The following is a 12,530-nucleotide window of genomic DNA, read 5'->3' on the forward strand; positions in this document are numbered from 1 at the left end:
TCTACATGTAATCGTAATAATAAAATTATAGTAACTATTCAGTGCCTTCATAGTTACGTGCAAAAATCCATTCCAGATCAGCTTCGCTGATGGGATTTTTGCCTTCCAGCCTATGTTTTCTTACGGTCAGCGCAGCAAGTGCGCAGACCTACTGAACAGTTACAAATTATAACAGATATTTCTCATGGCTCAAACTATTAAAATGACTTATGTAAACTAAATTCCGTGAGAATAAACGGCGATATAGAAATGAGGTATGACTGTTTTGCCAGCCATACCTCGTTTTTCACAGTCGGCATGAATGCTTGTAACTGTTGAGAACTTTCGCAGTCACAATTACTTTACATAGTAGAAGCTATCATCCGGCAGCTCACCGCCGACGGAGGCCGGGTTCTGGTCGTGCAGAGCCTGAAGGTAACCGGAAAGTGCTGTTTTCATCTCATCACCGGAGATGAAGGTGATATTGCAGTAAGGAAGCGCTTTTTTTGCGATCGGAGCCTTTGCGACGATCTCAGCCTTTGCGATGAGCTCGGCTGCGGCATCCGGATCTTCCGCGGTGAAGGCGATGGATGCCTCATGTTCCTGTAAGAACGTATCGACGAGATCCTCGTGCTCCTTTAAGAAATCATTGTTTACAATGGTAACACCTGTTACAAGACGGCTTCCGGAACCTTCGCTCTGGACATTATCCCACTCTTTTGTGAGGTCCATGATGATGGAGAGCTTTTCGTTCTGGGCGAGAGCGGCAGTTACGAACGGCTGCGGAAGAAGACCGATGGCGTTCGGATCCTCAGCGAGGACGGAAGCAACCTCAGATGCCTCGGACTTGAATTCAAGAGTTACATCATCCTCTCCGAGTCCTGCGGCGGAGAGCACATAGCGGAGTGCGTATTCCGGAGTAGTTCCCTTTCCCGGAAGATATACGGTCTTTCCCTTTAACTGATCGATCGTTGTCACGGAGCTGTCGGCAGATACGAAGTAGAGAACGCCGAGAGTGTTGATATCGATCACGGAGATATTTTTGTTTGTTTTATTGTAGAGAACGCTTGCGACGTTCGCCGGAAGCAGGGCGATATCGACTTTTCCGCCAGCGACCATGGCAGTCATCTCGTCAGCTGCGGTGACCATTGTGAATTCGTAGCTGTTCTCGGACTCCCCGTTTGCGGCCTCATCCATGAGCTTTACAAGTCCCATGGTGGTCGGACCCTTTAAACCGCCGACACGGACAACGGTCTCATCACCGGTGTTTTCAGCGGCAGACTCGGAAGCGGCTTCCGTTGTGGTCTCCTCAGCGGCAGTCGTTGTCTCCTCCGCGGAAGAAGCGGCAGCTGTTGTTTCAGTTGTGGATGATGAGCAGCCTGCAAGGAGAGATCCCGCAATCGCGGCAGCCATCATGACGGATAACATTTTTCTCATAACTTAGTTCCTCCTGAAAAAAATCTGACAGACACGGGTCTTGTCCCACTGTCTGCGTGAATGATAAATCCCCGGTATGCACACGAAAAGAGCATACAGGGGATCCTGAATATGACAGATATTCCCGTATCAGATTCTTTTCGTCTTTTCCCTCAGGACAGTTGACCTTTGGGGTTAGCACGACCGAACTAAATAGAATATATCATGGGGAGTTAGGAATGTCAATCCAACATGAGACTGGGGAAAAACATGTTTTAAAGGCGAAGGCTGCATATGCCAAACCGAAAATAATCAGAAACGGAGTGGCGGGAAAGAGGCGGAACCGGAACCTGACTTTGTGAAAAAAAGAGACAAAGAAAGCGGTGCTGGGCAGCCGCATACTGCGAACAAATATCCGACACAGAAAGACAGAGAAACATAGGAAAATACAAGGGATTTCGCAGCCTGTACTTTATTGTATACAATTTAAGAAAATAAGGTTTTTCTCCGGAATGCGTTGGATTATATACAATTTCCGACTTGCTTTGCAAAGGGGGATATGCGATAATATGATGCGAAAACATTAAAAATTAAGGTAAGATAGAGGATTCAAAATTTAGGAGGAAATGGTATGAAAACCAACGATGAGGCACTGCTTAAGATCAAGTATGACGTGCTGCGCACAGTTTCCAAGCTGGCTTTTGAGGGCAGACTCGAGGAAGAGAGAGACAATATCCCGTTCAAACTGATCCCGGGCCCGAAGGCACAGTTCCGTTGCTGCGTATATAAGGAGAGAGAGATCATCCGTCAGAGAGTCCGTCTCGCGGAAGGAAAATGTCCGAGTGACAAACAGAGTGACAATATCATTCAGGTCATCTCTTCTGCATGTGAGGAGTGTCCGATCACAAGATTCGTTGTAACCGATAACTGTCAGAAATGTATGGGTAAAGCCTGCCAGAACGCATGTAACTTTGGTGCGATCTCGATCGGCCGTGACCGTGCCCATATTGATCCGAGTGTCTGTAAAGAGTGCGGACGCTGTGCTCAGGCATGTCCGTACAATGCGATCGCTGAGCTGATCCGTCCGTGCCGCCGTGCATGTCCGGTAGATGCGATCACAATGGATCCGGAGACCGGAATCTGCCAGATCGATGAAAAGAAATGTATCCAGTGCGGTGCCTGCGTAAGAAGCTGCCCGTTCGGTGCAATTTCCTCCAAGGTATATGTTGTACAGGTGATCGAGGCGATCAAGGCCGGCAAGAAGGTCGTTGCCATGGTTGCTCCGGCTGCTGAAGGTGAGTTCGGCCAGGATATCACAATGGAGAGCTGGCGTACTGCATTAAAGAAGGTTGGCTTTGCCGATATGGTAGAGGTTGCCGCCGGTGCTGATATGACAGCAGCGTACGAGGCAATGGAATGGGCAGAGGCATTTAAGGAAGGCAAGAAGATGACGACCTCCTGCTGTCCGGCATTCGTAAATATGATCAAGAAACACTATCCGACTCTGATCGATAATATGTCCACAACGGTATCCCCGATGTGTGCGGTATCCAGAATGTTAAAAGCGATCGATCCGGAGACAGTTACCGTATTTATCGGACCGTGTATGGCAAAGAAGTCTGAGGCGGCTGACAAGTCCATCGAGAACAATGCGGATTATGTTCTGACCTTCGGTGAGGCCATCGAAATGCTGCGCGGAAAAGAAGTTGAGCTTGAGCCGGCTGAGGAGACAAAGCAGGAAGGCAGTGTCTTCGGAAAACGCTTCGGCAATGGTGGAGGCGTGACAAACGCAGTGATCGAGTGCTTCAAGGAAAAAGGTGAGAGCGCAGATGTTAAGGTTGCGCGCTGCAGCGGTGCGGCTGAGGTTAAGAAAGCCCTTCTTCTTCTCAAAGTCGGCAGACTTCCGGAAGACTTCATTGAGGGTATGATGTGCCAGGGCGGCTGCGTAGGCGGACCGAGCAACCTGAAACAGGAGATGACATTCAAGAAAGACCGCGACGCTGTGATCGCCAAAGCAGACGGCCGCGGAGTATGGGAGAACTTAAAGAATTACGATATGGATTCCTTCTCCATGCATCGCAGCTACGAGAAGCCGGAGGCTTAATGTAGGTTTACATAACATATGAATATGGCAGGGTGTCCGCCTGAGACTGGCGGACATCTGTGAACAAAAAAACAGCATGTATTTTCTGGAGAATTTCTGGAAGGTATATGCTGTTTTGATGTCATGGATCCGGGGGGGTGTCGGTTTAACAGCGGAAAAATGTGACCTGCAGCAAGTGCTCATGCCTGGGTGAACGGAAGATGGTACTATCTGAACGCGGACGGAGATATGGCGATCGGCTGGATCCTTGTGAACGGAGTCTGGTATTACCTGAATCCGATGGCAGGAGTCCTTGATCCGGGTGGAAATCCGATACCGGAGGGCGCAATGTACGTAAGTGCTGTGACGCCGGATGGCTATCATGTCGGAGTATCCGGGGCGCTGATCGGAAGATAACAGACAGCGGCAGGTATCTGAAATGATATCTGCCGCTGTTTTTGTTATGCTTTATCCAGGTTCGATAAGAATCCCACCTTTTTCAGGTGGTAGTAACAGCAAATTCGTCTCAGTGGAAGTCAGTTTTCGACTGAGACGAATTTGTATTTAGAAGCTTATGGTATGTAGATTACAACCGGCACTTATTGACCCGCTTAGAAGAAAGCTCTTCCACCTTCTTTAACGTCTTCGCCAGATTCGGATCCACATATTCCTCTTTTTCAAGGTTTTTCTGAGCTGTGGAAAGCATCAGCTTGATACGGTTTAATTGGTTTACCTCACTGGCCCCCGGATCATAGTCGACGGCGATGATGTTTGCCTTGGGGTTCGCGTAGCGAAGCTCCTTGATGACACCTTTTCCGACGATATGGTTCGGCAGGCAGCCGAAAGGCTGGACGCAGACGATGTTGTTGACGCCGCTCTTGATGAGCTCCAGCATCTCACCGGTCAGGAACCAGCCCTCTCCGGTCTGGTTTCCAAGGGAGACAAAGCCGTTTGCCATCACTGCCAGCTCCTTGATCCTTGAAGGCGGAGTGAAGTGAGTGCTCTTTTCAAGAGCAATTCTTGCGGCCTTTCTCATGTACTCGAGAAGGGAGATCGCCATGTTGCAGAGATGCGCCGTGGAGCGCTTCATTCCCAGATTATCTGCCTTGAAGTTGCTGTTGTAGAAGCAGTAAAGCAGGAAATCCATGAGATCCGGCATTACCGCCTCAGCGCCCTCGGACTCTAAGAGCTCCACGATATGGTTGTTGGCGGTCGGTGAGAATTTGACGAGGATCTCTCCGACGATTCCGACCTTCGGTTTGTGGACATTCGTGCGCTCTAAGTTATCGAAGTCGTGGATGATGCCGCGGATATTCTTCACAAAGGTCATCATTCCGGCGCTCTTTGTGGAGAGTGCTTTGACACAGATCTTCTTCCATTTCTCGTGGAGCGCATTTGCGGAGCCTGGAACGGCCTCGTAAGGTCTTGTAGCGTAGAGAACACGCATAAATACATCACCGTATACAACAGCCTGAAGAGCCTTCACAAGCATGGACGGCGTGTAGGTGAAGCCCGGATTCGTCTCCATACCATTCGCGTTGATGGAGATGACCGGGATCTGCGCCATTCCGGCTTTTTCGAGTGCGCGGCGGATAAATCCGATGTAGTTCGACGCACGGCAGCCGCCTCCGGTCTGGCTCATGAGGACGGCCGTGTGGTCGAGATCATACTTTCCGGATAGCAGGGCATCCATGATCTGTCCGATGACGATCAGGGACGGGTAGCAGGCGTCATTGTTTACATATTTTAATCCCGTATCCACGGCTGTCTTGTCATCGTTCTGGAGAACGACGAGGTTGTAGCCGAAGCTGCGGATCGCCGGTTCGATGAGCTCGAAGTGGATCGGGGACATCTGCGGGCAGAGCAGCGTGTAGTTCTTTTTCATCTCCTTCGTGAAGATCACACGGTTGTAGGAGCTGGACACGATATTTCTCGTGTAGCGGCGCTCCTCGCGGACACGCAGGGCGGAGATGAGGGAACGGATACGGATCCTTGCGGCTCCGAGGTTGTTGACCTCATCGATCTTTAAGACCGTATAGATCTTACCGGATCGGGTGAGAATATCACTGACCTGATCGGTGGTCACGGCGTCGAGACCGCAGCCGAAGGAATTTAGCTGGACGAGATCCAGGTTATCCTGTGTCTTTACAAAGGTCGCCGCCGCATAGAGGCGGGAGTGGTACATCCACTGGTCGGTAACGACGAGCGGGCGCTCCACCTTTCCTAAATGGGATACGGAGTCCTCCGTGAGGACAGCGAAACCGTAGGAGGTGATCATATCGGCGATGCCGTGATTGATCTCCGGATCGATGTGGTACGGACGTCCCGCAAGGACGATGCCGTGTTTGCCGGTATCTTTTAAGTACTGTAAGACTTCCTCGCCTTTCTTCTCCACATCGGTTCTCGCCTGCGCGAGTTCATCCCAGGCCTTCTTAGCGGCCTTCTTCGTCTCGGATTCCGGAATATCGAATTCCTTCTTAAAGACTTCCTGAAGCTGCTTTGAAAGGATCTCCTCACTTGTGAACGCCATGAAGGGATTTAAGAACTTCACATCCTTTTCCTTTAATTCCTCCATGTTGTTCTTGATGTTCTCCGAATAGGAGGTGACCATTGGGCAGTTGTAGTGGTTTCCGGCTCCCGGAACCTCTTTCCGCTCGTAAGGAATACACGGATAGAAGATAAACGGCACATCGCGTTTGATGAGCCAGGAAATGTGTCCGTGGGCAAGCTTTGCCGGGTAACATTCAGACTCACTCGGGATCGTCTCGATGCCCAGCTCGTAGATCTGGTGGCTGGACTGTGGGGACAGCATCACGCGGAAGCCGAGCTCCTTAAAGAAGGTTGCCCAGTACGGGAAGTTCTCGTACATGTTGAGGACCCGCGGGATTCCCACAACGCCGCGGGTCGCCTTGTCGGCTGTCAACGGCTCATAGTCGAAGAGTCTGTGATACTTCCATGTAAAGAGGTTCGGGATGTCACGTTTTGCCTTTTCCACGCCGAGACCGCGCTCACAGCGGTTTCCGGAAATATACTGACGTCCACCCTCGAAACGGTTGATCGTCAGGACACAGTGGTTTACGCATCCGCGGCAGCGGCTCATGGTTGTCGTGTAGGTCAAATTGATTATATCGTCCAGAGAGAGCATCGTCGTCTCATGGGGACGGTGCATGTAACGCTCACGGGCGATCAGTGCCGCGCCGAAGGCACCCATGATACCTGCGATATCCGGGCGGACGGCATTGCAGCCGGAGATCCGCTCGAAGCTTCGGAGGACTGCGTCATTGTAGAAGGTTCCGCCCTGTACAACGACGTTCTTTCCGAGGTCGCCGGCGGAAGTGATTTTGATGACCTTAAACAGGGCATTCTTGATAACAGAGTAGGCGAGGCCGGCGGAGATATCCGCAACGGAAGCGCCCTCTTTCTGCGCCTGTTTTACGTTGGAGTTCATGAATACGGTACATCTCGTTCCGAGATCCACCGGATTCTGGGCAAAAAGTGCCGCCTTTGCGAAATCCTGAACGCTGTAGTTTAAGGATTTTGCGAAGGTCTCGATGAAGGAACCGCAGCCGGAGGAACATGCCTCGTTGAGCTGGACACTGTCCACGGTGCCGTCCTTGATGCGGATACATTTCATATCCTGACCACCGATATCGAGGATGCAGTCTACGGACGGATCAAAGAATGCCGCCGCGTAGTAGTGGGAGATCGTTTCGACCTCGCCCTCATCCAGCATGAAGGCCGCCTTTAAGAGGGCCTCGCCGTAGCCGGTGGAGCAGGAGTAGGCGATCTTTGCGCTGTCCGGAAGCAGGGACTTGATCTCCTTTATGGAAGAGATCGCGGTCGCCAACGGACTACCGTTGTTGCTGCTGTAAAAGCTGTAGAGCAGGGAACCATCCTCGCCGACGAGTGCCACCTTCGTTGTGGTGGAACCGGCATCGATTCCTAAGAATACATTTCCCTCATAGGTGGCGAGGTCGCCGCGGCGGACCTTGTACTGGTCATGGCGGTCGGTGAATTCCTTATAATCTGCCTCATCCTTAAATAAAGGCTGCATTCTCTTTACTTCAAATTTCATCTTGATGCCGCCGGAAAGATCTGCGATCAGCTTGTCAAGAGAGAAGATCTCCGCGTGATCCTTCGCATTCATGGCAGCGCCGACGGCAGCGAAAAGATGGGAGTGGTCCGGGGCGATGATCGCGTCACCGGTTAAATTTAAGGTGCGGATAAAGGCGTTTCGAAGCTCCGGTAAAAAGTGCAGCGGACCGCCGAGGAACGCTACGTTTCCGCGGATCGGTTTTCCGCAGGCAAGACCGCTGATGGTCTGGTTTACAACCGCCTGGAAAATAGAGGCTGCAAGATCCTCACGGGTCGCACCGTCGTTGATCAGCGGCTGGATATCAGACTTTGCGAACACGCCGCAGCGGGCAGCGATCGGGTAGATCGCCTTATAATTCTTTGCATATTCATTCAGACCGGCAGCATCCGTCTGTAATAAGGAAGCCATCTGGTCGATAAAGGAACCGGTACCGCCGGCGCAGATCCCGTTCATACGCTGGTCGATTCCGCCTGTAAAGTAGATGATCTTCGCGTCCTCGCCGCCAAGCTCGATGGCGACATCCGTCCGCGGAGCATAGTCCTGAAGTGCGGTCGCAACCGCTACGACTTCCTGGACAAATGGAATATGTAAGTAACCCGACAGAGTGAGTCCGCCGGAACCTGTAATATTGGGCCGTAAAGAGAGTTCACCGAGTTCTCCCTTACACTTTTTCAGAAGCGAGGCCAGGGTTTCCTGGATATTGGCGTAATGCCGCTCATAATCCGCGAATAAAATTTTGTTGTTGTCGTCGATCACGGCAACTTTTACTGTAGTGGAACCGATATCGATTCCAAGACGATAGCATTGATTCATACGAGCGGGGAGTTCTCCCCATACCTCCTTTTCAACAGAAAAAAACGAGCCGTCCGCAAAAAGCAGGCAGCCAGCCGGAATGCGGGCATCAACATGCCGAACCGTTCAGCCATACAATTTTTTGCCGGAATCGGCACATAGCTGAACTGTTATGTCAAAATTCCGCACATAGTATAACACATTAAAAAAGGAAATACAATTGACGGAACTGGCATCTTGAGGTTAAAAACGGTTAAAATTCTGTAAAGAATGTGTAAAGATTTTAGAAGAAAGCGTTGCGGGGATGGATAGACATTCCAGTAACGATATCATAAAGCGTTTGACAAAAGAAACGGTTGGGAATTATAATACGGGGCGTAGGAGAAATAGATATTTCTATTAGGAAAGGAAAGCTTCAATGAATTTTATGAACAAGATGGAGCGGAAATTCGGACGGTACGCGATTCCGAATCTCATGTATTATATCGTGATCCTGTATGCGGTGGGCGTACTGGTCCAGATGATGGCACCGGCATTCTACATCCAGTACCTGATGCTGGATGCGAGGGCGATCCTTCACGGACAGATCTGGCGAGTCGTTACATTTATGATCTGGCCGCCGTCTGGCAGTCTTTTCTTCAACCTGATAGCGATCTACCTTTACTACAATCTGGGAATGACTCTGGAGCGGGTTTGGGGAACCTTCCGGTTTAATGTGTACTTTTTTATGGGTGTGATCGGTCATGTCCTTGCGGCGCTGCTGATCTACATCATTACAGGGCAGGTCTATATTCTCACCACAGATTATCTGAACTTTTCCCTGTTTTTTGCATTTGCGGCCACATTCCCGGAAATGCAGTTTTACCTGTTTTTTGTACTTCCGATCAAGGCGAAGTATCTGGCACTTTTTGATGGACTTTACTTCGTCTATGGATTCCTTTTCGGCGGCATGTCGCAGAGAATTGCGATCGTTATGTCTTTACTTAATTTTATCGTATACCTCTTCATGTCCAGGGGGAGCCGTCTGAATCCAAAGGAAATTCGGAGAAAACAGGTCTTTCACTCACAGATGCGCGAGGCGCAGAAGACAGCGGAAAAGATCGGACGCCACCGCTGTGCTGTTTGCGGACGTACGGAGGAGGATGACCCGAATCTTGTATTCCGCTACTGCTCCAAGTGCGAAGGCGACTATGAATACTGTCAGGACCACCTGTATACCCACAAACATGTAACAAAAGGCGGGATGGATCCAAGACAGGCAAACAGCAATCAGGAGGCATAACATGAAGAAAACAAAAATTATCTGTACCATGGGACCAAACAGCGATGACAGAGAGGTCATGAAACAGCTGCTCTTAAACGGAATGGATGTTGCCCGTTTCAACTTCTCCCACGGAACACACGATGAGCAGAGAGCCCGCTACAAACAGCTCCGCGAGGTTGCGGAAGAGGTTGGAAAACCGGTAGCAGCTCTTCTTGATACAAAGGGACCGGAGATCCGTACCGGTGTTTTAAAGGACGGAAAGAAGGTAACACTGACAGCAGGCGAGGAGATCATCCTTACAACAGAGGATATCGTCGGTGACGCAAAGAGAGTCCACATCAATTACAATGGCTTAAATGAGGACGTAACAGAGGGCAACGTGATCCTGATCGATGACGGCCTGATCGAGCTTCATGTTGAGCGTGTTGAGGGAACCGAGATCTACTGCAGGATCATGAACGGCGGCGAGCTTGGAGAGAGAAAGGGCGTAAACGTTCCGAACGTAAAGATCAAGCTTCCGGCGTTAACAGATAAAGATAAGGAAGATATCCGTTTCGGTATCGAGCTTGGGTTCGACTATATCGCGGCTTCCTTCATCCGTTCCGCAGATGCGATCCGTGAGATCCGCCAGATGTTAGACGAGGGCGGTTCCTCAATGGGAATCATCGCGAAGATCGAGAACGCTGAGGGACTTGAGAACCTTGACGAGATCATCGAGGCCAGCGACGGAATCATGGTAGCCCGCGGAGATCTGGGAGTTGAGATTGCACCGGAGAAGCTTCCGCACCTTCAGAAAATGATGATCAAAAAGTGCAGCGCCGCATGTAAGGTCGTTATTACAGCGACCCAGATGCTGGATTCCATGATCCGCAACCCGAGACCGACCCGCGCGGAGGTTTCCGACGTTGCGAACGCTGTATATGACGGAACAGACGTTGTTATGTTATCCGGTGAGACTGCAAATGGTAAGTACCCGGTCGAGGCATTAAAGATGATGGCTCATATCGTTGAGGAGACCGAGTCCCACATGAGCGGTGACTTCTATGAGAAGAGAACAGTATCCGACGATAACCGCCACAATATTTCCAATGCGGTGAGCTATGCGTCCGTCGCAACGGCACAGTCCCTTGACGCGGCTGTCATCATCGCGCCGAGCATCAGCGGCTACACGGCGAGAATGCTTTCCAAGTGGCATCCGTCCACAAAACTTGTGGGAATGTCCCCGAGTATCTCCGCAGTCCGCAAGATGATGCTCTACTGGGGCGTTACCCCGTTCCAGGCAAAAAGAGCGGAATCCACTGACACTTTAATTGAGAACAGTATTGACATTTTAAAAGAGAATGGTATTGTAAAAACAGGCGATATCGCGGTCGTGACTGCGGGAGTTGTGGATTATGCGAGAAGACATGAGCCAGCGGCTTCCACCAATATCATGCGGGTAGTAAATATCGACTAAAAGAAAGAGTCCGGCCTGCCGGGCTTTGCACCGGGCGCGGCTGTCTGTAGTGCATGGTGTATACAGCACAGGATCGAGCGTCTCAGGGTGCGGAATATATTGACTGATAAGGAGAGAACGTACATGGAGAAGAAACCGTTTGTAACGAAGGAACAGCTGGAAGAGATCGCAAAGACCTATCCGACTCCTTTCTATCTTTATGATGAAAAGGGAATCCGTGAGAATGCGATGAAATTAAAGGAAGCATTTTCCTGGAATAAAGGCTTCAGAGAGTATTTTGCAGTAAAGGCAACCCCGAACCCGTTCATCTTAAAAACATTGCAGGAGCTTGGATGCGGAACGGACTGTTCCTCAAAGACAGAGCTTCTGATGTCCGATGCATGCGGTTTTTCTGGTCATGACATCATGTTCTCTTCCAACGATACCCCGCCGGAAGAGTTCAAACTGGCTTACGACCTCGGCGCGATCATCAATCTGGACGATTTCACTCATATCGAGTGCCTCGAGAAGACCATCGGAACGATTCCGGAGACGATCTGCTGCCGCTTCAATCCGGGTGGATTATTCAAAGTAGCGACCGATATCATGGATAACCCGGGAGATGCGAAGTATGGCATGACGGAGGCCCAGATCACGGAGGCTTATAAGATCTTAAAGGCAAAGGGCGCGAAGAACTTCGGTATCCACGCGTTCCTTGCAAGCAACACCGTGACGAACGAGTACTATCCGATTCTCGCGAAGATCCTCTTTGAGCTCGCAGTGAAGTTAAAGAAGGAGACCGGCGCTGATATCAAGTTCATCAACCTCTCCGGCGGAATCGGTATCCCGTACAGACCGGATCAGGAGCCGAACGACATCAAGGTCATCGGCGAGGGCGTAAGAAAGGTTTACGAGGAAGTTCTCGTTCCGGCAGGAATGGGCGATGTGGCGCTCTTCACAGAGCTTGGCCGCTTCATGCTGGCTCCGTACGGTGCGCTTGTCACAAGAGCGATCCATGAGAAGCACACTTACAAAGAGTATATCGGTGTGGATGCCTGCGCGGTAAACCTGATGCGTCCGGCAATGTACGGCGCTTACCACCACATCACTGTGCTGGGCAAGGAGAACGAGCCGTGTGATCACAAGTACGATGTGACAGGCTCCCTCTGCGAGAACAACGATAAATTCGCGATCGACCGCATGCTCCCGAAGATTGATATGGGTGACCTTTTATTCATCCACGATGCGGGTGCACATGGATTCGCGATGGGTTACAACTACAACGGAAAGTTAAAGAGCGCAGAGCTTCTCCTCAAGGAGGACGGCAGCGTTCAGATGATCCGCCGTGCAGAGACTCCGAAGGATTACTTTGCTACATTTGATTTCTGCGATATTCTTAAGAATGTCAGAAACGTGTAAGGGAAAAAAGAAAAGCCTGATCATATGAGATGGTGTGCGGCCGGAT

The 12,530-nt window shown here is 50.6% G+C and carries 7 protein-coding genes; 5 read left to right on the plus strand and 2 right to left on the minus strand.

The genetic code is table 11. The annotated features are described in order from the left end of the window. Positions 1-336 precede the first annotated feature (336 nt). Positions 337-1,416 carry an ABC transporter substrate-binding protein gene (locus V2546_RS09255; protein WP_329752138.1) on the minus strand — a complete coding sequence of 360 codons (1,080 nt, stop codon included), beginning with the start codon at positions 1,414-1,416 and terminating at the stop codon, positions 337-339. A 610-nt stretch (positions 1,417-2,026) separates the two neighbouring features. Here V2546_RS09255 and V2546_RS09260 point away from each other — a divergent pair. After that, positions 2,027-3,499, plus strand: coding sequence for a 4Fe-4S dicluster domain-containing protein (locus V2546_RS09260; protein WP_329752139.1), 1,473 nt, complete (start codon positions 2,027-2,029; stop codon positions 3,497-3,499). A gap of 189 nt (positions 3,500-3,688) precedes the next feature. Continuing rightward, positions 3,689-3,895, plus strand: a complete 207-nt coding sequence (locus tag V2546_RS09265) for a hypothetical protein (protein WP_117470847.1) — start codon at positions 3,689-3,691, stop codon at positions 3,893-3,895. Positions 3,896-4,064: 169 nt separating this feature from the next. Here V2546_RS09265 and V2546_RS09270 read toward each other — a convergent pair whose 3' ends face one another. Continuing rightward, positions 4,065-8,387, minus strand: coding sequence for an acyl-CoA dehydratase activase-related protein (locus V2546_RS09270; RefSeq protein ID WP_329752140.1), 4,323 nt, complete (start codon positions 8,385-8,387; stop codon positions 4,065-4,067). A 397-nt stretch (positions 8,388-8,784) separates the two neighbouring features. Between V2546_RS09270 and V2546_RS09275 the strand changes: the two genes are divergently transcribed. The 3 genes from V2546_RS09275 (at position 8,785) to V2546_RS09285 (ending at position 12,484) form a co-directional block, all read left to right on the plus strand. Continuing rightward, on the plus strand, positions 8,785-9,648 hold the full coding sequence (locus V2546_RS09275) for a rhomboid family protein (RefSeq protein WP_015552362.1): 864 nt from the start codon (positions 8,785-8,787) through the stop codon (positions 9,646-9,648). Position 9,649: 1 nt separating this feature from the next. After that, positions 9,650-11,086, plus strand: coding sequence for a pyruvate kinase (pyk, locus tag V2546_RS09280; protein ID WP_118530262.1), 1,437 nt, complete (start codon positions 9,650-9,652; stop codon positions 11,084-11,086). 123 nt (positions 11,087-11,209) lie between these two features. Beyond that, positions 11,210-12,484 carry a diaminopimelate decarboxylase gene (locus V2546_RS09285; protein ID WP_215702170.1) on the plus strand — a complete coding sequence of 425 codons (1,275 nt, stop codon included), beginning with the start codon at positions 11,210-11,212 and terminating at the stop codon, positions 12,482-12,484. Positions 12,485-12,530: the final 46 nt, after the last annotated feature.

Source organism: Clostridium sp. CM74B_53, from assembly GCF_036318045.1.
Classification (GTDB): domain Bacteria; phylum Bacillota; class Clostridia; order Lachnospirales; family Lachnospiraceae; genus Pilosibacter.